Below are 19,671 nucleotides of genomic sequence, written 5' to 3' on the forward strand. Positions count from 1 at the left end.
GATTGTGGCGGGGGTGTCGTGCCACCATCGTGGGAAGACACCGAGGTGTCCAGACGTTCCCTAATAGAGATGACACGAATGCACGATTACACCGCGCTCGACCTCGACGAGTTCGAGACCGGCGACATGGACCTCGAGGAGCGCCAGGCGCTGCGCCGCGTGGCGGGCCTCTCCACCGAACTCCAGGATGTCTCCGAGGTCGAGTACCGGCAGCTGCGGCTGGAGCGGGTCGTCCTCGTCGGCGTCTGGACGTCAGGCACAGTGGACGACGCGGAAAACTCCCTGCTGGAGCTCAAGCTCCTGGCCGAGACGGCTGGGTCGCAGGTGCTCGACGGCCTCATCCAGCGCCGCCAGAAGCCGGATCCGGCCACCTACATCGGCTCGGGCAAGGCGCTCGAGCTGCGCGACGTGGTCGAGTCGACCGGCGCCGACACCGTGATCTGCGACGGCGAGCTGACCCCCGGCCAGCTCCGCCAGCTCGAGGAGACGGTCAAGGTCAAGGTCATCGACCGCACCGCGCTGATCCTCGACATCTTCGCCCAGCACGCCAAGAGCCGCGAGGGCAAGGCGCAGGTCGAGCTGGCACAGCTCCAATACCTGCTGCCCCGCCTGCGCGGCTGGGGTGGCAACCTGTCCAGGCAGGTCGGCGGTCGCGCCGCGGGCGGCGTCGGCATCGGCGGCCGTGGCCCCGGTGAGACCAAGATCGAGCTGGACCGGCGCCGCATCCGCGAGCGCATGGCCAAGCTGCGCCGCCAGATCAGCGGCATGTCCACCTCGCGCGACACCATGCGCTACCAGCGCCAGCGGCGCGAGGTCCCCGCCGTGGCCATCGCCGGCTACACCAACGCGGGCAAGTCCTCGCTGCTCAACCGCGTCACGGGAGCCGGGGTGCTGGTGGAGGACGCGCTGTTCGCCACCCTCGACCCGACCGTACGCCGGGCGCGCACGGCCGAAGGCCGGCTCTTCACGATCGCCGACACCGTGGGCTTCGTGCGGCACCTGCCGCACCAGCTCGTCGAGGCGTTCCGTTCGACGCTGGAGGAGGTCGCCGAGGCCGACCTGATCCTGCACGTGGTGGACGGCTCGCACCCCGACCCGGAGGGCCAGCTGGCCGCCGTGCGCGAGGTGCTCTCCGACATCGACGGCGCCTCCGAGATCCGCGAGATCGTCGTGATCAACAAGGCCGACGCGGCCGAGCAGGACGTGATCGACCGGATCATGCGGCGCGAGCGCGACTGCGTCGTGGTGTCGGCGCGGACCGGCCGTGGCATTCCCGAGCTGATGGCGGTCATCGAGCGGGAGCTGCCCCGGCTGGACCACGAGATCCAGCTGCTGGTGCCGTACAACAGGGGAGACCTGATCTCCCGGGCCCACAAGGAGGGCGAGGTGCTCTCCGTGGAGCACGTGGAGGACGGCACGATCCTGCACGCCCGGGTGCTGCCCAGCCTGTGGCAGGAGCTCGAGCGGGTCGGCAAGCCCGTGGAGCGGGTCTTCTAACCCTCCGGTCACCCCCCGGTTCCGTCGTTGCGGCCGGGCGACTCCCACACAAGCGGTACGGTGGGGTCGCCCGGCCGAGCACGTCCGGGCGGGACTGCCGTGACAGTCGGCGAACGATGACACCGGTCGGGCGCGACGGCGGCGTGTGGCAGGCTGGAACGTCGGCGGCGAACGTTACGTTGTGGGGTGGCCCTCGCCGCAAAGCACTCATGGCTACCCAAAAGCGGCAGTGGTCCCCGAACCCTGGGATTGCTAGAATCGGCCAGACCCCTTACGCGGTCGGGTTTCTAGGGTTGGGTCTAGGTTTCGGATGATGACTCTTGTGATCAAAGTCGTCAACGGGGGCCTTGGGGACGAGGTGGGGCTGGGTGACGGTTGGGATCAGTGGTCTTTCTTCCGAATAACCCTGTACAGCAAGCCCAGCTGTGAAATAACGTAACTGAACTGAAATCGCCGGATCATGACTCTGGCGATACGGTCACCGCACAACTCGATGCGGATGAGAGCAGGAGACCCCCCATGTCGTCCGGACCCGGAGCGGACTCAGTGGGCGCGGCACAGCCCCTGAGCTGTGCGCTGCGCCCATGCCGGTGCGCGGGCGGGGGCTCACGCAGGGCGGTGATGCGGTGACCGTTCGACTGCTGACCAACATCGGCCGCCTGTGGACCGGTAACGAGGTCCTCAGCAACGCCGCCATCCTCGTGCACAACGACCGCATCGCGTGGGTCGGGCGCGCGCCCGACCTCCCGCAGAGCGTCCCCGGAGTCGTCGACGACATCGTCGACGTCGACCACGTCGAAAACCTCGGCGGCGCGCTCGTCACGCCCGGTCTCATCGACGCCCACACCCACCCCGTCTACGCCGGCAACCGCTACGCCGAGCTGGCCATCCGCACCGGCGGCTCCAGCGCCGCCTCGATCACCGCGGCGGGCGGCGGCGTGGGCTCCACGGTCACCGTGACCCGCGGCACCGACCCGTGGACCCTGTGCAACGGCGTGCGCGAGCGGCTGCGGGGCTGGCTGCTCAGCGGCACCACCACGGTCGAGGCCAAGACCGGCTACCACCTCACCCGCGACGGCGAGCTGGCCGACGTGCGGCTCCTGCGCGAGCTGGAGAAGGAGCCGATGATGCCGCGGGTGCACGTCACCTTCCTGGCGGCGCACGTGGTGCCACCCGAATACTTCGGCCGTCAGCGCGAATACGTCGAGGCCGTGGGCGCCTGGTGCGCCGACGCCGCCGCGGCGGGCGCCGACAGCGTCGACGTCTACTGCGACGAGGGCCACTTCACCACCGAGGAGTCCCGCTGGGTGCTGGCCTCGGGGCGCAACGTCGGGCTCCTGCCGCGCATCCACGCCGGCATCTTCAGCCGCCGCGGCGCCGTCCAGCTGGCCGCCGAGCTCGGCTGCGCCTCCGCCGACGGGCTGCACCACATGTCGGACGAGGACATCGCGATCATGTCCCGCTACGGCGTGCCCGCCGTCGTCTGCCCGGCCACGGCCCTGCAGCGCGGCCACCTCCCGCCGGTCCGCCAGATGATCAAGCATGGCGTCCAGATCGCCCTCGGCAGCGACCACAACCCCGGCTTCTGCGGCATCACCTCGATGTCCCTGGTCATCGCCATGGCGGTGTCGGCGTTCGGGATGAGCGTCAACGACGCCCTGCGCGCGGCCACCCTCGGCGGCGCCACCGTCCTGGGCGCTCCCGACCGCGGCGTCCTGGCGCCGGGCCGGCTGGCCGACATCGTGCAGTGGGACGCCGACCACGAGGGCGCCTTCGCCTGGTCCTTCGGTCTCAAGCCGCGCCGCGTGTGGCGGGGTGGGACGCCGGTCCAGTAGTTACGCTCGGGGTTATGCCGCCCTCGGTCGCCGTGGTCACCGACTCGACCGCCTACCTGCCTGCCGTGCCGGGTGTCACGGTCGTCCCCGTCCAGGTGATCGCCGGCGGGGTCTCGTACGACGAGCCGCTGTTCAGCGGCGACCTCACCACCGCCACCACCTCCCGCCCCGCCCCGGAGAGCTTCGCCTCCTGCTACGCCTCCCTGGCGGCCGCGGGCGCGACAGGAATCATCTCGATCCACGTTTCCCGCGATATGTCCGGCATCGCCGATTCCGCCCAGACTGCCGCGTCCGATGCGCCCGTGCCCGTGGAAGTGATCGACAGCCGCTCGATCGCCATGGGCCTCGGCTACCCGGTCCTGGCCGCCGCCCGCGCCGCCGCTCGCGGAGCCGCCCTGGAGACGGTGACTTCGGCGGCCCGCCGCTGCATGGAGACCACGCGGACGTTCTTCTACGTGGACACCCTCGACGCCTTACGACGCAGCGGCCGCATCGGCACCGCCGCCTCCCTCGTCGGCTCGGCCCTCATGATCAAGCCACTGCTCCACATCGTGGACGGCCGCATCTCGCTCCTGGAAAAGGTCCGCACGTCCTCCCGCGCCATCGCCCGCCTGGAGGACCTCGCCGTCCACGCTGCGGGCGAAGGGCCTGTGGAGGTGGCCGTCCAGCACCTGGGGGCGAGCGACCGCGCCGAGGCTCTGGCAGAACGCCTGACGAAGCGGCTGGCCGGGCTGGTGGAGCTGCGGGTGGTGGAGGTGGGGGCGGTGATCGGCGTCCACGTGGGGCCCGGCATGCTGGGCCTCACGGTCACATCCGGCACCCCCTGACCCTTTGCCGAGGCCGCACGCACACCACCTTGCCTGAGGGACTGGTACCCCCGTTGCCCAGCAGGCCCCTCACCCCTTGAAGCCCAGCAGAACCCTCAGTCCTGCGCCATCCACCCAGACCTCTCCGGCCTGCATCCCTGAGCAGCGCCCTCGGCCTTCAGCGGCCCAGCAGCACCCTTGGCCTTCAGCGGCGCAGCAGCACCCTTGGCCTTCAGCGGCGCAGCAGCACCCTTGGCCTTCAGCGGCGCAGCAGCACCCTTGGCCTTCAGCGGCCCGGCAGCACCCTTGGCCTTCAGCGGCGCAGCAGCGCCCTCGGCCTTCAGCGGCGCAGCAGCCCCCTCAGCCATCAGATGCCCAGCAGGCCCCTTAACTCTCCGAGGCCCAGCAGGACCCTTACTCCGTGGCCCGGCATGGCTCCTCGGCCCTGACGACCAGCAGGCCCCTCGGCCTTCCGACGCCGAGCATGGCCCTCACCCTGCGACGCCCACCATGGCCCTCACCCCAGCAACGCCCGGCACCTTCAGCCCTGCGACGCCTTGAAAAGCCGTTCGGCCCTGAGGCGACCGAGCGTGCCCCTCCAGTCCGGCGACGCCCAGCACAACAACTTCCCAGCCCTGCGATGCCCAGCAGAGCCGTTCGGCCCTGAGGCGACCGAGCGTGCCCCTCCAGCCCGGCAACCCCCAGCACAACAACTTCCCAGCCCTGCGATGCCCAGCAGAGCCGTTCGGCCCTGAGGCGGCCGAGCGTGCCCCTCCAGCCCGGCAACCCCCAGTACAACAGCCCCCCAGCCCTGCGACGCTCAGCATGACCCTTCAGCCTCTTGCGCAGTCCTTCAGTCCCCCGCGCCCTGCCCGCATCCTCCTGAGCGCGATCCTCAACTTGCTTACGTGCACGCTCACCCTGATCATGTCGACCTGGTTGTCCACACCCCCTTCGCCCATCTCCCGCCTATCCCCAGAAGAACATAGGTCGTCTGTGGACGCTGGAAAGAGGCTGTTGCGGCCCTGATCAGGGGGTTGACGGCTATCTGACCTGCGGAAAGGCGGGAGAGGTGAAATCAGGGGGTCCCATAGAGTCTCACGGATGCTCACTGTCGCTGACTGTTCGCGGGCCACACACGGGCCAAGCTATTGAGGGCGTGTGCAGGGGTTATCCCGGCGACAAGGGTTCGCCTCCTAGCCTTCCCGTCTGTCGTCGCCCACCGCAAGGAAGCATGTCATGGCCCGGGGGGAAAGATGGAGCTCCCCACCGGAAGAACGATCTTTCCCCCCGGGCCATGACATGCTTGGCTTTGCCTGGGCGATGGCCGGCGGGGAGGCGGCCCTACAGCAACCACCTGCTACCAGCGCTAACCGATCATGGCCATCCCGGAGTCGGAGCCCCCGCCGGAGGCGGGTCCTTTTATGTTCTGCGCAGGGCTACGGCGAGCCCAGCGGGCCAGAGGCACGCAGTGTGGCGGCCAAGCCCGAGGGGGTTCCCAAAACGCTTTCTGGTTGCGTTTGTGGGCTTAGAGGGTGACGCCGACGCGGCGGGCGAGTCCTCGCAAGCCGGAGAGCTTGCTGTGAGGATCCCGGCGAAGTAGCTCGGTGATGACTTGGCGGCTACCAGAGCGCCGTACTTCGGAGGGCGCTATCTTCTCGGCGATGAGCAAGGCCCGGATGGCGCGGTCGGTCTTGCCCCAGAGGGCGTATGCCTCAGCTATGCCGGTGTAGTAGCTGCCTCGCCGCTCTAGTGTCGGGATTTGGTTGGGGATGACTGCCTTGGCGTGTTCGATGGCTGTGCCTGCGTCTCCCAGCACGATGGAGACGCCCATCTTGTAGATGGGTACGTGTCCGTAGCCCAGAGTGAGATTGGGGGCGTGATGGGCGGCCTCGTCGGCTTCGGTGAGCATGTTGAGCGCTGAGTGTCGGTCCTCAAGGCGAGCGGCGGCAATAGCGCCGGTAGAGAGCAGAGCACCGTAGGCCCCCCACGCGTGAGGTGTTGCGTCGGCGAGTTGGGGCCGGAGGGATTCTGCGGCTGAGATAGCGACGTCGCGAGCCTTGCGGTACTCGGCGGCGCGATGGAACAGGCTGATCAGGTCGCGCCGACATTCCCCTATGGCTTGGAGATCGGAGCTTGCTTGCGCGACTTCGACGCCTTTGTGGGCGGAGATCCAAGCGTAGGGCGAAGCACTGAGCTTGATCAGGGTGCGCGTGGTGAGGTGGTAGATGCGTGCGGCGGTGGCCATGTCGGCAGGGGTTGAGACGGCTGAGGCAACGGGGAGGAGCGCGGCGAGTTCGTCTGCCAGCGGTAGGTAGCGAGCAGCGGCGAAGTCGCGCTGAGCACGAATGAGTGAGCGGGAAAGCGACGCTGTGTGGGTAGCTGCCCTAGAAGTCGGCGTAGTCGGGATAAGAGCATCCCGAAGTCGTGCGACGGCGGCCGTGCTGGGTTCAGGCTGCCCCGCGAGGTCGTCGAACGCGCCTCCGGCCAAGAGCGCCGCACTGGTGATGAATTGACGGCGTTTCGTTGCCTCACCTCCCGAAGAACCCACGATAGTCCGGTTGGGTGCGTAGTCGCTATCCCATGCCCTGATGAGCCGTCCATTCGCGCCAAGAGCCTCATCGACAAGCTCGGCCAGTACCCGCTCGGGGTTGCGTTCTCCCCGCTCAACGCGGCTGAGGTAGCTCTTTGAAAAGAACGTCAGCTCGTGAAGCGTATTGAGCGATACCTTCTGACGCTCGCGACTCTTACGAAGCGCTTCGCCAAATCGCACGGTTGCCTCTATCCGTTGCCCGGTTGCCTGCATGAGGCAACCCCTCGGTGTGGCGATATCTATCCCACATCCTTGACCGCAGGCAGGCAAGGGAACGGCAAGAACAGCAGTCAATAGGACGGGAGCCGCAGGCGCTGACACGCCGTACGGCTCCCTTGATCAGGAATCGAGGTCCTGACCCATGGCACAGCATACGGCCAGTGCGGAAGCGCGAGACGGCAGCAAGGGCGGCCCAGCGGCGTTGGACGCCGATCTGCTCGGGCATCGGCGGGGGGCGTGGCCGGTGATTAATCCGAATGTGCCGAATGTGGCGCGTATGTACGACCGTTTCCTCGGCGGCAAGGACAATTACGAGGCGGACCGGGCGGCGGCTGCGGAGGCTTTGCGGCTGAATCCCGATGCGGCGCGGTGTGCGCGGGAGAACCGGGCGTTCCTGGGTCGGGCGGTGCGGTTCGTCGCTGAGTCGGGGGTGCGGCAGTTCCTGGATGTCGGGACGGGTTTCCCCTCGATGGGCAATGTGCATGAGGTAGCCCAGAGCGTCCATGGTGACGCGCGGACGGTGTACGTGGACTATGACCCGGTCGTGGTTCAGCACGGGCGGGCGATGCTGGCCACGGACGAACACACCGCGATGGTGGAGCAGGACCTACGCAAGCCGGGACGGATCCTTGAGCAGGCGGCCGATCTGCTGGACTTCGGTAGGCCGGTGTGCGTGCTGCTGGTGGCGTGTCTGCACTTCGTCACGGCGAGGGAAGACCCGTACCGGATCGTGAAACGGCTGATGCGATCCACAGCGCCGGGAAGCTACCTGGTCATCTCGCATGTGATCAAGACGCCTAAGACGATCGCGGCTGCTGCTGCCTACCGGGGCGCGTCTGCGCCGGTGGTGCTGCGCACGGAAACACAGATCGACCGGATGTTCACAGCGGCGGGCGTGGAACTGGTGGAGCCGGGGCTGGTGCGGGTGCCGTCATGGCGTCCAGACCTGGACCATGCGCTCGCTGAAGAGGACGCCGCGAGGGTGGACTTTCTGGGCGGGGTCGGGAGGAAGGCGTGAACGCGGGCGCGGGGGTGGTCAGCCCTGCGGAGAGCTTGGCTCGCAAGCTGGCTGAGGAGCTGGAGCGGTACGGGATCACGTCGCAGGTCTCCGAGTGTCAGGGGGTCGCGCTGGTGGGGATCTGGTCGGTCCGGCTCGCGGTCTGGTGCGAGTGGGGGTCGCAGGGCTGGCGGTTTCGCTGGTGCCTGAACGATACGAGTGCGCGCTGGACGTATACCTCGTGCCCCTGCTCGGCGATGGAGACGGCGGTGCGGCGGCTGGTGCACCGCTACCAGATGCGGCACATGCAGGTGTACGGGACGGACCCCTTCGCCACGGGTGATGTGCCGTCGTGAGCGGCCCCGGGAACGCGGCGGTGACAGGGTTTCGGTATCCATACGTGATCGGCTGGACGGGCGAGGCTGAGAGGCATCGCCTGATGTGGGTGCCTGGACCGCAGGGCGGGATGCGGTTGTGCTACGTCGATTCGCGGCCGGGTGATTACGAGCTGGGTGTGCTCCGTCTGCGGCAGAACGGCAGGCGGGCGGGGCGGCCGGACTTTACGACGGTGAACACGCGTCGGCAGTGGCGCTGCATGACCCGGGCGTGGTGTCAGGTGTGCGCGGGGTCGGCGGTGGACGCGGAGACGGGGCGGATCTGGTGGCTGTTGTCGTCGGATCAGGGTGAAGGCGGGGACGGCTACACCAATGCGCCTCCGACGTGCCGGGCGTGCATCCCTGAGGCGATCTCGCAGTGTTCGCATCTGCGCCGTCATGCGGCGGTGTTCACCGTGGCGGAGTGTGCTCCGTTCGGGGTTCGGGGGGACGTTTTCCTGCCGGGTCTACCGCCGCTGTTGCCGTGCGCCGTGAACCGGGTGGTGCGTTTCGATGACGCGGAGTTGCCGCACTGCGTGGCGCGGGAACTGCTGATGCGGGTGATCGACGTGCAAGCGGTAGACCTGGCGAAATTGGGAAGGAGCGGCACAGGGGATGGCTAGGGTCTATGGCGGCAAGAGTGCCGATCAGCGAGAGCGGGAGCGGCGGGAACGGCTGATCGCGGTTGCGTCCCGAGTGTTCTCGGAGCGGGGTTTCGCGAATACGGGCATTGACGTTCTCTGCTGGCGGGCGGAGATGTCGCTGCGCGTGTTCTATCGGCTGTTCCATGCGAAGGAAGAGGTGTTGGCGGCCGTGGTGAGCCGCTGCGTGGATGATGCGGTCACGGCGGTGATGAGGCGGCTTGAGACGGCTGATCAGGAGGCGTACGCGCAGGTGGAGGCGGCGGTGGCGGCGTATGTCGAGTACGTCACCAGCAACCGGCGCATTTACCGTCTGCTGCATGAGGAGATGCATCACCTGCGGGGACGGGAGGCATGGGGCGATCCACTGGTGATGGTGTTGGCGCGAACGCTGAAGGGCCGCCTTGATTGGCCGGAGATCGAGGTACGGCTGATGGCGGCGGCGTTGGCGGGGGTGACGGCCGCGCTGCTGGGCGAGTGGCACCGAGATGATGGTGTGAGCGCGAATCAGGTGAGGGAGACGGTGCTGTGGCTGTGCTCGGCGATCGCCTCCTCTGCTGAGCTGATCAGTGAGGTGGGGCGTTTGGAGCCCTCGGAGGGTCCGCCGTTCGCTGGGTGAGTGTGCATCGATCCGGCGAGAGGATCAGGTTCCTGTCCTGCGCTCCGACCCGGGGCGCTGGGTAGTCCCGGCCTTGACGCACACCGCGCCGGGCATGGGTCGTGGGCGCGGGCTTGCATGGGTCGCGCCGGGCGCGCGACGGCCGGTCGGGCGGGTCGGGGCGTCGGCGGGTGCCGGTGCGGTTCGATGGGCGCGGCGAGGGCGGGCCTGCCGGACGGCGAGGGCGAGCACGGCGCGCCAGCGCCGCGCGCAGTCCCGATGACGGTCCGGCCGGCGCGCCCCGATGCCGTGCTCATCCGGGCCGGTACCGGGGGCGGGCTACGTCTCCGGACCCCTCGGCGTGACTCCGTCTAGCGAGCGACTGATCGCTGGTATAGATGCAGGGTGGCTGTCCGCCTGGAGGGGGATGGCTGCTCACAGGGGCGTCTAGGGCTGAGTGGCCGCGTCGCTCGCCTTAGGCGCCCACACATCAAGATCAATCCCGCGGGACGGTGGCCCGCGTCCCGCCCGGCCCTGCCGGGCGGGCTTGATGTAGTAGGGAAGGTCATCACACAAGGCTCGGGACCGTAGCCGGTTTCAGAACGTCTGCCCTTCCGGCTGATTAGCTGGGCTGGTTGCGGGTGGCCAGCCAAGAGCTAAGGTCGCGCGCGATGGCATGGCGATCGGAGTGGGTCGAGAGCTCGGGCTCATCGCGCCCAAGGTCTCCGTATTCGACGAGATAGGTGTCTGGATCGACTAGAGACACCGAGGCGTACCAGATCGGGTCATCGTCATCCGGCGCGATGATGACGAAGGTGTTGTCGGTCTGGTTCAAATCGCCGATCAGGCTCGCCAACTCCTCCTGTGAGGGGTGTTCGATACAGTGACCATTCTCGGTGTCGGCGCAGTAATGCTGGGCGGACATCGCGTTCCTCTCGTGCGGGCCGGAGCTAATCCGCGGTTCCAATAGCGAGTCTCCAATGAGGTGGCCTTGACCGCTAAAGCCATTCGTTGATCGCTGCGATGTGAACGGTGGTCTCGTAACGGACGGCGAGCTTGTCACAGCGTGGTGCTACCGCACGATGACGCCCGAGTCCAGATCATCCCGGCCAAAGATCACAGCAAGATCAATTATGAAACAGGCTCCAGACAGCTCGGGGCCGTAGCACGCGCGCCGCATTGGCGGGTGCGGATATGCCATGCGGGTATGGCGTTGAACTATTAGAACGCGTGTTCGAGTACAGCCTGGCATCGTGGGTGTCACCGGGACACCCCAGATGCTGGGAGGTACGGATGCGATTCCCGATCGACACGAGCGGTCTCGGGTTCACGGTCACGTCCCCGCCCACTGCGGCCAAGGACTTCGCCACCAAGAAAGTCAAGGTGACCGAGGATGGTCAGCCGGTCATGGTGGTGAAGCTGCTGGCGATGGACGGCAACGACTCCACCATGATCAAGTTCAACCTGGCGGGCGAGCAACTGCACCTGGTGCCGGGCATGCCGGTGCGGGTGGAGGGCCTGTCCTACGGCATGGCCAAGGACGGTGAGGTGCGCTGGTGGAGCGCGAGCGCCGTGGTCCCGATCAACGGGGCTTCGACCGCCTCCGCCGCCCCCGCCGCCTCGGCGGCCGGGGAGCCGATGGCGGGTTCGCGGGGGCGTAACCCGATCGGGGCCGCGCGCCACTCGTCCGCTTCGGCGGCGGGTGAGGCCGGGGGCGAGGGCTGATGGATCTGGTCATCGCTCCGGGCGAGAACGCGCGGGTGCACACCTGGCGCTTACCGCACGGCTGGCCGCTGCTCAGCTTCGCCAGCATGACGGGTCAGCTCGTGGTGGTGCGGGTGGATCACCTGTCGCCCTCCGGCGCGGCGTGGTTCGCCTCGGCGCTGTCGCGCTCGGCGGCGGTGTTCGCCTCGGAGGTGCTGGGCTGCTTCGGCGAGGGTGAGCCGGGCTGGCTGCTGCGCGGACACGGCCCGGACGGCAGGCCGGACCTGAGGGACGCCGCTCCGGTGTTCGCCGGGGATCCGCCTGCCGTGGCGGGCGCGCGGCTGCACGCCATCGTCCACCAACCCCCCTACTCCGGCGACGGGGACGGGGATGCGGGCGAGGTGGCGACATGACGGGGCTGATGGGTCCGCAGGTTCCCGGGCGTCCCTCGGGGCTGCCCCCGGCGATCGAGATGCCCGCTGTGCCGATCCGGGCGCAAAGCACCCCGGGGTCGCGGCTGACCGTGTACGTGCTGCGTCCGGCGTGGCTGGCCCGCCGCGAGATCGCCCTGACTACTGCGGTGGTCGCCTCGGTGGGCGGCGGCTGGCTGTTCGGCGGCTGGCCGATCGCGGTGGCGGTGGCGGTCTGCCTGCTGGGCGCGCTCGGCGGGGTTCCTGCCGTGCGGGGCTGGCTGGTCGATCTGCTGTGGCGGGCGCACGTGATCCGCCGCTGGGATCGGGCGGCCCGCTTCGCCGGACTGGCCACACACAACGACCGCATCCCCCGCGTGATGGAGGCGGAGCGGACGGCGGCCGGGGAACGGCTGCTCGTGCGGGTGCCGAAGGGTGGCGCGGCCTGCGACGTGGAAGATCGCGCGCCATGGCTGGCGGCCTCGCTGGAAGCCTCCGGCGTGCGGGTGGCGGCCGATGAGAGCAACGCCCGGTACGCGCACGTGGAGGTGATCCGGCGTGATCCCCTCGACGGCTTCGGCGTGCTGGCCTGGCCGTGGGCCGATGCGCCCGATCAGGGATGGGTGACCAGCGCGTGGGATCCGATCCCGGTCGGCGTGTCGGAGACCGGAGACCTGGTCACGGTCTCGCTGCTCAGCGACGGCCCTGAACAGGTCGCGGGCGGCGGCCTCGACCAGATCGAGGGGAGGCCGGGCCGGTGAGTGTGCACACGATCATCGGCGGCGGCCCGGATGCGGGCAAGTCGGTCTCCCTGCACACGCTGATCGCGGGTCTGATGCTGGACCCCGCGACCGTGGGCGTGCTGATCGACGGCAAGCGGGGCGTGGAGCTGGCCTGCTGGGAGCGGGTGGCGCACGGCGGGATCCGCACGGACATCGACAGCGCGACGGCGGGCCTGCAATGGGCGCGGGATCAGATGGAGGAGCGTTACGGCTATCTGGCCGCGTCCGGCGCGCGGAAGATCACGCGCGGGATGGGCTATGGGGTGCTGGCCGTGGTGATCGACGAACTGGCCACGTTCACGCTCCACCCTGAGAAGAAGAAGCGCGAGGCGTTCCTGGTGCCTCTGCATGAGCTGGGTGCGCGGGGGCGCGCGGCGGCGGTACGCGTGATCGCGGCCACGCAGAAACCCGGCTCGGATGTGGTGCCGACCTATATCCGGGATCTGTTCGATACCCGGTGGGCGCTGCGCTGCACGACGCGGGAAGCCTCGGACACGGTGCTCGGGTCGGGCTGGGCGGCGCGGGGTGTGGACGCCTCGACCATCCCCCTGGGTTCGCCCGGGGTCGGCTACCTGCTGGCCGGCTCGGCGGGGCCGGTCCGTCAGAAGGGGTTCTACCTGTCCGACGGGCAACTGTCTCACCTGGCGGCGTACGCGGCCGAACTGCGGTCCGCCACCTTCACCCCCTGGAGATGACCATGCAGAACACGATCAACGACCAGGCGCGCGATATCCACGACAGCACCGAGTACGTCACGCCTCGGCCGGTGCGCATCGCCCAGGGCTGGATGTTCGTCCAAGCCTTCGTGGGGATGCTCGCCAGCGTCCTGCTGGTGGCGCTGCTGGTGCCGAACGGTCCGCTGCCGGGCGCGGTCTGGGCCTACATCGGCGTCAGCTTCGCGTTCTACGTCGGGCTCGGCGTGCTGGCCGCCCTGCTGGACTCGCGCCGCCGCTGGATCCGCGTCACGGCGCTGATCTTGGAGATCCTGATGATCCTCCAGGGCGGACTCTCGATGATCACCGGCCCGAACCTGGGCACGGCGGTGGGCCTGACGCTGGCGGTGGTCGCCACGCGCTACCTCGCCCACGAGGAAACCGCGCGCTGGCTGCACCGCTGACGCGCGCCCCGGCAAGCACCCTCACCCTGTCCGAACAACTCAACCGATCAACAACACCAAGGAGAAACGATCATGTTCAAGCCGTCCACCGTCTTCGCGTCCGCCATCCTCGCCGTGACCCTGGCCGCCGTGCCTCTGACGGCCGGTCCCGCCAGCGCACAGACCACCGCCCAGACCAGCGCACAGGCGTGCCGTAGCCTCCGGGTGACCGGGGGCAACGTCGCCATCCGTGACTTCCCGTTCACCAACGGCCTGGTGCTGCGGACCCTGGCGACCGGTACCCGCTTGACCACGTGTGAGCTGGTGCGGGGCACGGGCGCGAACAGCTACCCGAACAAGTGCGGAAAGCGGGGCGCGGACTGGTACAAGGTCCGCTCCGGGCGGACCACCGTCACGGGGAGTCCGTTCGGGTACGTGCCCGCCACGTGCGTGAGCGTCGCCTGAGTTGCGACTGAGGGTCACGGTAGGTGAGCTGCCCGGCATCCGTTACGGACCGGGCAGCTTTCCGGAAACAGCTCTTACCTGCGGAAATACGGGAAATCGTTGAACCCGGGGGCGGGTCGGCGCGTACAACCCGTATCTGACAATCCCGTCCGGGCGGACGGTCGCAACGTAAGACGGGGGCTTCCCCCGGGGATGGGGTCGCGGGCGATGCGGGGATCGCCGCGACAAGGGAGACGACGACAAGGAGAAGACAGTGCGGATGTGGGTCACGGAGGGGGAACTGGTGGAGGTCGGGGAGGCTTACGCGGCCGAACGGTTCGTGAGCTGGCTGAAGAAGTACGGGGAGAAGGAACTGGAGCGGACCCTGCGGGAGTTCGTTCACTCGCCCTGGGGACACGGCGGGCTCGGCGCGGGGCTGCTGGCCGATGACAAGGACCTGGAAGCGCTGCGTGACGCGGTGCTGGAGCGGTGGGAGCCGATCAGGGCGGGCGGCTGATCGTCGGCTCTAGAGCGGGCGGGGGTCTAGAGCGGGCGGTGTTCGCACAACTGGGGGCGGCAAGTGGGGGCCGCTCCTGATGCGGATCGCCTGAAGGAACGGGGAGATTGTCAGATGATCAAGAGTCAGACAGTACTCGGGCAGATGATCGCCCGCATGGCTGATGAAGATGACTACCGGCGTTGGACGGCTCAGGTGGAACGGGCCGGGCACTGTGTGCGGCCGGTGCGGCTGGTTGGCTCGGCGATGACGGTGAACGCGGCGACGGGCGAGATTGAAGCCACCTACGCCAGCGAGCAAGAGCCGGGCGGGGTGCTGCTGGTGGCGTGTAAGGACCGCCGCGAGAGCGTCTGCCCGCCGTGCGCGGCCCGCTATCGCGCCGATGCCTGGCACGTGTTCGCCGGTGGCGTGACGCCGGATGACGGCGGTGATCAGGCGGGGCATCCGATGGTGCTGGCCACGTTCACCGCGCCCAGCTTCGGACGCGTGCATGCTGCCCGCGATGGCGAGGTGTGCCGGGCGGCCCGGCGTGGCAAGAGGACGTGCGAGCACGGTAGGCCGCTGTGGTGCCATGCGCGCCATGAGGCGTCTGATGGGATGGTTGGGGCTCCGCTGTGTGAGGACTGCGCGGACCTGGCCGGGCTGGTGCTGTGGAACGCCAGTGTCGGGGAACTGTGGCGGCGCACGGTGATCTACGTCTATCGCGCGTTGGCGGCGCTGGCTCCAGCTCTGGACGGGCGGCCGGTGACGGTGCGGCGGGTGCGGGAGGTGCTGCGCATCTCGTACGCCAAGGTGGCCGAATTCCAAAAGCGTGGCGTGGTGCACCTGCATGTGCTCGCCCGGCTGGACGGCGTGAACCCCGATGACCCGGAACAGACGATCGCGCCCCCGGCGTGGGCCGATGTGAACCTGCTGACCGCAGCCTTGGCGCACGCGGCGGCGCGGGTCAGTGTCCCGCTTCCGGTCGTGGACGGGCGCGCGGCGACGGTGGCACGCTGGGGCGCTCAACTGGACGTGCGGCCGGTGCAACCCCGCGAGGTGGACCGGGCACGGGTGGCGGGCTATCTGGCCAAGTACGCGACCAAGACGGTTGGCGACAGCGTGAGCGGCCTGCCCTCCTCGCGTCCGCGTGCCGATGAACTGGACGTGGACGGGGGCGGCAGGATCCCGGCGCACGTGGCGGCCCTGACGGCGACAGTGCGCAGGTTGGCGCGGCTGGGTGCCTGCCGGGCGCTGCGGCTGGCGCGGCACGTGCACACGCTCGGCTTTCGCGGGCACGTGACCTCCAAGAGCCGCCGCTACTCCACGACGTTCGCGGCCCTGCGCGAGGCGCGTCGGGCTTGGCGGCGGTCGCAGCGAGCACGCGAACGGGACCCGTGGGCGGGAGGGGACACGGGCCTGCCCGATGACGACCGGGCGGGAACGGTCCTGGTGGGTGACTGGCGGATCGCCGGGATCGGCTACCGCACGCTAGGCGATCGGGTGCTGGCCGAAGTGCTCGGCCGTGAGCATCGGCAAGCCCGCGAAGTGCTGCGGCTGGGGCTCGCGCAGTAGATCGGCGCGGCGGCGGCCGGCAGTTGAGATGAGAGTCGCCATCAGGCAAAACGCGCCGAAGGCACCACCTTTGATCTTTGCTGTTGGGTTGGTCTTTGGTGGCTGCATCCTGTGCTTGATCTATGGTGCGCAACCCACACCGTGGGTGGGTGGGTGGGCCGCCCCCGAGCGCACACAGTAACGATCGACTACAGTGCGTACGCATTTAAGATGATCTTGACGTGGGCACGGTCCGGCCGGTGACGGGCTATGGTCGGCGTGCCCCCCCAAACGGGAAAGACGAATTATCGAATACCATTTCCCGCCATTGGTCAATTGCGGTACGCCATTCCTCATTATTTTGCCTGGAAATGCCTCAAAAGATTGGCATGTATGGGCTGAATGTGTAATCGCGAAGCGATCCCGGACGGGCTTGGTCCTTCTCGATTCCTGGCCCGTGGCTGGCCCGTGAACCCTCTGATGAAAGGTGACGAGAGATGAGCCGAGACGATTTTCTGACGATCGCCGATGCCCGCCGTATCCTGCAAGTTCCTCGCTCAACGTTCTACCGGTGGCTGGCCACTGGACGCGGTCCGGAAACATATCGAATTCCTAATGGTGAAAGACGAATAAAGCACGACGACTGGCTAAAATGGTTAGAGAGTCAAAAAGCGGAAACGGAAGGTGGCTGACATGTCGGCAATCGACATCCAATTCTGGAAGATCCGCAAGCGTGAGGGGCGAAAGAAGCCCTGGGAGTTACGGTGGAGAATCAACACGGGCACCTATTCTCTGTCGTTCCTGACCAAAGCGCTAGCCCAGAAATTCCAGAGCAAGCTCACCCGGGCGGCCGAGACCGTAGGCGAAGAATGGGACTTACGTACCGGGCAGCCCCTGTCCTGGACCCGCCAGCAACGCACCTGGTTTGACCACTCCTGCGACGTGGCGGCGGCCGAATGGGACGGTGCGGCGGCCGGTAGCCGGCGGCGGCTCGCCGAATCGCTGACCGAGATCACCATGAACATGCTGGATGATTCCCCGCGCGCTCGACGCACCCGCCCTACCGACAAGGTCCTGCGCAGGGCGCTCAGTCAGTGGGCCTACCGGCCCGGCCGGATCGCCTCCGAGGTCGTGCCTGACGACATCGCGGCGGCGCTTGCCTGGCTCGGCGACCACACCCGGCCGGTAGCTGAGCTGGCCGATGATGAACACCTGCGTGCCCTGCTGGCGGCGATCAAGAAACTCCAAAACGGCAAACAGGCGGCGGCCACGACCGCACGCACCCGCCGGGCGATCCTCTTCAAGTGCCTGGATCGCGCCGTGTCGGCCAAACTGATCGTCCTCAACCCGCTATCAGCGATCAAGACCCGTCGTCGCCACATGGATGATGCGGTCTCCCCTGTGGTCGTGCCCACCCTGGCCCAGACCCGGCGGCTGCTGTGGGGAGTGCGAGAACTGCGCGGCCACGGCCAGTACCGCGATCGAGGGCCGCACCTGTTCGCCCTGTTCTGCCTGATCTTCTACGCGGGAGTACGCCCCTCTGAGGGACTGCACCTAAAGGTGGAGCACTGCCAACTGCCGATGGGCGGACGGTGGGGCAGCGTTACCCTGATTGGGGCCTGCCCCGAGGTCGGCGAACTGTGGACGGACGACGGCGAACGACACGACGAACGCGGGCTCAAGCATCGCAGCAGGAAGACGGTCCGCATCGTCCCGATCCCCCCGGAACTGGTCGTGATCCTGCGCGGCCACCTGCTCACCTTTCCCCCGGCCTTCGACGGGCGGTTGTTCTACGACGGCCCCGACCGGGGCAAGGTGCCCGGCGGGGTGTACCGGTCCGTCTGGCGACGTGCCCGCAAAGCCGCTCTCAACCCGGATGAGCATGCCTCCGAGGTCGCCAGACGGCCCTACGACCTACGGCACGCCAACGCCAGCATGCTGATAGCGGCGGGCGTGGACACTGCCGAGATCGCGCGACGGCTCGGACACTCCATCAGAACCCTGCTGACCACGTACGCGCACTGGATCAAGGGTGGTGAGGACGCGGCGAACGCCCGAATCGAAGCGGCCCTATCCGGCGAAACGATCACTGATAGTGCCCTGACCTGCGAAAATGGAAACGACGGGCCACTCACGGGCCAACCGGACGAATCCGGGGCAGCGTAGCCGTAAAACCCCAGGTCAACCCCCTGATTGTGGATAACCCAACGTTCTCCCCAGAACACGGTTCGGGACCTCCCCGAGAACCGCTGAGGATCTACGTTCTCAGCCGTGCGAACCCCCGACCCCACGGCGGAGCGGATCATAGCCGAGTCCCGGCTACGGTCGATCACCGCGCCGACCCGCCGCTCCCGCCGCTCTCTCGGTCGGCTCACTGGCGCCATGGCCGAGCCAACGGCCGGGGCCCAGGCGCGGAACCACGCCTCAGCACACCAACCCGGACAGCCTTCAACCGAGCCCCGTGAGGGAGAAGTTTGGGACGATGCCGCCCTCACCACCCTGCGCCAGGGAAGCCGCTGGGAGGACCCTGCACCCGCAGCATCAGGCGAGGGCGAGGAAAGCCGCTGGAACGACACTCCCTCAAGAACGCCTCCAGAGGGACACGACCATGATGATGCCGTCACCTCACGCGTATCCCACCAAATCCCCAACCAACGATCAAACGCATCACCACCACCCGACCAAAAGCGCGGGCCCGCCCCCGTACCACCCACCTTCCAGGCATTCCGCGCAGCCCTCACCTCCCAGGCCCCAGCCCTCGACCCAGGCAAGCCCGGCCTCCGAGTCCTGCTGGCCTTGGGAGCCCTCGCCGCAGCCGTAGCAGCGTTCTTCCTCTGGCGCTCCCAGCCTTCACCGGAGCCATTGCCGCCTCCCACCCCGATCTCCCACCCACCGAGGTCGCCGTCCCCGACCGCCGTTGCCAAGGTGACCGTCCACGTCACCGGCAAGATCCGCAAACCGGGCGTCTACCTACTCCCCACAGGCGCCCGAGTCACGGACGCGGTGGCAGCAGCCGGAGGAGTGTCCCGCGGCGCCTCCACAGGCGCACTCAACCTCGCCAGACGCCTGATCGACGGCGAACAGATAGTCGTAGGCACCCCCGCCGGCCAGGCAACCCAAGCCTCACCCATCACAGACCCGGCCACCACCGTGCTCGACCTCAACTCCGCCACAACCGACCAACTCGAACAACTCCCGGGAGTGGGCGAAGTCCTGGCAGCCCGCATAGCCCAGTTCCGAGACACTCACGGCGGCTTCACCACCGTCGAACAACTACGCGAGGTGACCGGCATAGGCCCACGAAAGTACGACGAACTCAAGCCAAAGGTCCGCGTCTGACATGGCCACCCCGCGTACCGACGACACCCGCCCAACACCCCCAAGCCGAGACAACACCAACTCTCCACTCGACAACGCCCGGCCTGCCGACAACGCCCGGCCTGCCGACAACGCCCGGCCTGCCGACAACGCCCGGCCTGCCGACAACGCCCGGCCTGCCGACAGCGCCCGGTCTTCGGACGGAGCCAGCACGAACACCGGAGCCACTCACCCCGATCCCGACACTGCCCAGCGTGAACACACCTGGCCCCTCATCCTCCCCGCACTGGCCGCCTGGGTAAGTGCC

21 protein-coding genes are annotated in these 19,671 nt (G+C 68.2%); 18 read left to right on the forward strand and 3 right to left on the reverse strand.

The window, feature by feature from the left end:
* Positions 1-69 precede the first annotated feature (69 nt).
* The 3 genes from hflX (at position 70) to ABZX61_RS40195 (ending at position 4,159) form a co-directional block, all read left to right on the forward strand.
* On the forward strand, positions 70-1,497 hold the full coding sequence (gene hflX, locus ABZX61_RS40185) for a GTPase HflX (RefSeq protein ID WP_355201766.1): 1,428 nt from the start codon (positions 70-72) through the stop codon (positions 1,495-1,497).
* Positions 1,498-2,123: 626 nt separating this feature from the next.
* Positions 2,124-3,332: an imidazolonepropionase gene (gene hutI, locus ABZX61_RS40190; protein ID WP_350724877.1), complete on the forward strand. Its 1,209-nt coding sequence runs from the start codon at positions 2,124-2,126 to the stop codon at positions 3,330-3,332.
* A gap of 14 nt (positions 3,333-3,346) precedes the next feature.
* Positions 3,347-4,159, forward strand: a complete 813-nt coding sequence (locus tag ABZX61_RS40195; RefSeq protein ID WP_355201769.1) for a DegV family protein — start codon at positions 3,347-3,349, stop codon at positions 4,157-4,159.
* Positions 4,160-4,254: 95 nt separating this feature from the next.
* On the opposite strand, the gene ABZX61_RS40200 is transcribed toward ABZX61_RS40195, so the two are convergent.
* Together ABZX61_RS40200 and ABZX61_RS40205 are read right to left on the reverse strand one after the other, a co-directional pair.
* The gene (locus ABZX61_RS40200; protein ID WP_355201770.1) at positions 4,255-4,506 is read right to left on the reverse strand and encodes a hypothetical protein; all 252 of its coding nucleotides are present in this window, start codon (positions 4,504-4,506) and stop codon (positions 4,255-4,257) included.
* Positions 4,507-5,666: 1,160 nt separating this feature from the next.
* Entirely contained in the window at positions 5,667-6,944 is a 1,278-nt protein-coding gene (locus tag ABZX61_RS40205) for a helix-turn-helix transcriptional regulator (protein WP_355201772.1), read from the reverse strand.
* A 148-nt stretch (positions 6,945-7,092) separates the two neighbouring features.
* Here ABZX61_RS40205 and ABZX61_RS40210 point away from each other — a divergent pair, with 148 nt between their 5' ends.
* From ABZX61_RS40210 to ABZX61_RS40225, 4 genes are read left to right on the forward strand one after another with little or no spacing between them, the layout of a single operon-like run.
* Complete coding sequence (locus ABZX61_RS40210; protein WP_355201774.1) at positions 7,093-7,968, forward strand: SAM-dependent methyltransferase; 876 nt, start codon at positions 7,093-7,095, stop codon at positions 7,966-7,968.
* On the forward strand, positions 7,965-8,303 hold the full coding sequence (locus ABZX61_RS40215) for a hypothetical protein (protein WP_355201776.1): 339 nt from the start codon (positions 7,965-7,967) through the stop codon (positions 8,301-8,303). Before ABZX61_RS40210 ends, ABZX61_RS40215 begins: the two co-directional genes overlap by 4 nt.
* A 44-nt stretch (positions 8,304-8,347) precedes the next feature.
* Positions 8,348-8,944 (forward strand): hypothetical protein, encoded by a 597-nt coding sequence (locus tag ABZX61_RS40220; protein WP_355201778.1) that lies wholly within the window; start codon positions 8,348-8,350, stop codon positions 8,942-8,944.
* Positions 8,937-9,581, forward strand: a complete 645-nt coding sequence (locus tag ABZX61_RS40225; RefSeq protein WP_355201779.1) for a TetR/AcrR family transcriptional regulator — start codon at positions 8,937-8,939, stop codon at positions 9,579-9,581. Before ABZX61_RS40220 ends, ABZX61_RS40225 begins: the two co-directional genes overlap by 8 nt.
* A gap of 601 nt (positions 9,582-10,182) precedes the next feature.
* On the opposite strand, the gene ABZX61_RS40230 is transcribed toward ABZX61_RS40225, so the two are convergent.
* Entirely contained in the window at positions 10,183-10,485 is a 303-nt protein-coding gene (locus tag ABZX61_RS40230) for a hypothetical protein (RefSeq protein WP_355201781.1), read from the reverse strand.
* A gap of 368 nt (positions 10,486-10,853) precedes the next feature.
* Here ABZX61_RS40230 and ABZX61_RS40235 point away from each other — a divergent pair, with 368 nt between their 5' ends.
* The 11 genes from ABZX61_RS40235 (at position 10,854) to ABZX61_RS40285 (ending at position 19,385) form a co-directional block, all read left to right on the forward strand.
* Positions 10,854-11,285, forward strand: a complete 432-nt coding sequence (locus tag ABZX61_RS40235) for a hypothetical protein (protein WP_355201783.1) — start codon at positions 10,854-10,856, stop codon at positions 11,283-11,285.
* A complete protein-coding gene (locus ABZX61_RS40240) occupies positions 11,285-11,677 on the forward strand; it encodes a hypothetical protein (protein WP_355201785.1) in 393 nt (130 codons plus the stop codon). Before ABZX61_RS40235 ends, ABZX61_RS40240 begins: the two co-directional genes overlap by 1 nt.
* Positions 11,674-12,435 (forward strand): hypothetical protein, encoded by a 762-nt coding sequence (locus ABZX61_RS40245; RefSeq protein WP_355201787.1) that lies wholly within the window; start codon positions 11,674-11,676, stop codon positions 12,433-12,435. Before ABZX61_RS40240 ends, ABZX61_RS40245 begins: the two co-directional genes overlap by 4 nt.
* On the forward strand, positions 12,432-13,151 hold the full coding sequence (locus tag ABZX61_RS40250) for an FtsK/SpoIIIE domain-containing protein (RefSeq protein WP_355201789.1): 720 nt from the start codon (positions 12,432-12,434) through the stop codon (positions 13,149-13,151). The genes ABZX61_RS40245 and ABZX61_RS40250 overlap by 4 nt, the downstream gene beginning before the upstream one ends.
* 2 nt (positions 13,152-13,153) lie before the next feature.
* Positions 13,154-13,573: a hypothetical protein gene (locus ABZX61_RS40255; RefSeq protein ID WP_355201791.1), complete on the forward strand. Its 420-nt coding sequence runs from the start codon at positions 13,154-13,156 to the stop codon at positions 13,571-13,573.
* A gap of 72 nt (positions 13,574-13,645) precedes the next feature.
* Positions 13,646-14,017 (forward strand): hypothetical protein, encoded by a 372-nt coding sequence (locus ABZX61_RS40260; RefSeq protein ID WP_355201793.1) that lies wholly within the window; start codon positions 13,646-13,648, stop codon positions 14,015-14,017.
* Between the two features lie 253 nt (positions 14,018-14,270).
* Positions 14,271-14,513 (forward strand): hypothetical protein, encoded by a 243-nt coding sequence (locus ABZX61_RS40265; protein WP_355201795.1) that lies wholly within the window; start codon positions 14,271-14,273, stop codon positions 14,511-14,513.
* Positions 14,514-14,627: 114 nt separating this feature from the next.
* The gene (locus tag ABZX61_RS40270; RefSeq protein WP_355201796.1) at positions 14,628-16,067 is read left to right on the forward strand and encodes a replication initiator; all 1,440 of its coding nucleotides are present in this window, start codon (positions 14,628-14,630) and stop codon (positions 16,065-16,067) included.
* A gap of 476 nt (positions 16,068-16,543) precedes the next feature.
* On the forward strand, positions 16,544-16,738 hold the full coding sequence (locus tag ABZX61_RS40275; RefSeq protein ID WP_355201797.1) for a helix-turn-helix domain-containing protein: 195 nt from the start codon (positions 16,544-16,546) through the stop codon (positions 16,736-16,738).
* Position 16,739: 1 nt separating this feature from the next.
* Entirely contained in the window at positions 16,740-18,212 is a 1,473-nt protein-coding gene (locus ABZX61_RS40280; protein ID WP_355201798.1) for a site-specific integrase, read from the forward strand.
* A 759-nt stretch (positions 18,213-18,971) separates the two neighbouring features.
* A complete protein-coding gene (locus ABZX61_RS40285) occupies positions 18,972-19,385 on the forward strand; it encodes a ComEA family DNA-binding protein (RefSeq protein WP_350724881.1) in 414 nt (137 codons plus the stop codon).
* Positions 19,386-19,671 lie beyond the last annotated feature (286 nt).

Source organism: Nonomuraea sp. NPDC003709 (assembly GCF_040610775.1).
GTDB lineage: Bacteria > Actinomycetota > Actinomycetes > Streptosporangiales > Streptosporangiaceae > Nonomuraea > Nonomuraea angiospora_A.

Coding starts and splice junctions, on each gene's coding strand:
- ABZX61_RS40245 (WP_355201787.1), top strand. CDS start 11,674: ATGACGGGGCTGATGGGTCCGCAGGTTCCCGGGCGTCCCTCGGGGCTG.
- ABZX61_RS40275 (WP_355201797.1), top strand. CDS start 16,544: ATGAGCCGAGACGATTTTCTGACGATCGCCGATGCCCGCCGTATCCTG.
- ABZX61_RS40200 (WP_355201770.1), bottom strand. CDS start 4,506: ATGGCTGAGGGGGCTGCTGCGCCGCTGAAGGCCGAGGGCGCTGCTGCG.
- ABZX61_RS40225 (WP_355201779.1), top strand. CDS start 8,937: ATGGCTAGGGTCTATGGCGGCAAGAGTGCCGATCAGCGAGAGCGGGAG.
- ABZX61_RS40195 (WP_355201769.1), top strand. CDS start 3,347: ATGCCGCCCTCGGTCGCCGTGGTCACCGACTCGACCGCCTACCTGCCT.
- ABZX61_RS40280 (WP_355201798.1), top strand. CDS start 16,740: ATGTCGGCAATCGACATCCAATTCTGGAAGATCCGCAAGCGTGAGGGG.
- ABZX61_RS40255 (WP_355201791.1), top strand. CDS start 13,154: ATGCAGAACACGATCAACGACCAGGCGCGCGATATCCACGACAGCACC.
- ABZX61_RS40230 (WP_355201781.1), bottom strand. CDS start 10,485: ATGTCCGCCCAGCATTACTGCGCCGACACCGAGAATGGTCACTGTATC.
- hflX (WP_355201766.1), top strand. CDS start 70: ATGACACGAATGCACGATTACACCGCGCTCGACCTCGACGAGTTCGAG.
- ABZX61_RS40270 (WP_355201796.1), top strand. CDS start 14,628: ATGATCAAGAGTCAGACAGTACTCGGGCAGATGATCGCCCGCATGGCT.
- ABZX61_RS40210 (WP_355201774.1), top strand. CDS start 7,093: ATGGCACAGCATACGGCCAGTGCGGAAGCGCGAGACGGCAGCAAGGGC.
- ABZX61_RS40205 (WP_355201772.1), bottom strand. CDS start 6,944: ATGCAGGCAACCGGGCAACGGATAGAGGCAACCGTGCGATTTGGCGAA.
- ABZX61_RS40260 (WP_355201793.1), top strand. CDS start 13,646: ATGTTCAAGCCGTCCACCGTCTTCGCGTCCGCCATCCTCGCCGTGACC.
- ABZX61_RS40235 (WP_355201783.1), top strand. CDS start 10,854: ATGCGATTCCCGATCGACACGAGCGGTCTCGGGTTCACGGTCACGTCC.
- ABZX61_RS40240 (WP_355201785.1), top strand. CDS start 11,285: ATGGATCTGGTCATCGCTCCGGGCGAGAACGCGCGGGTGCACACCTGG.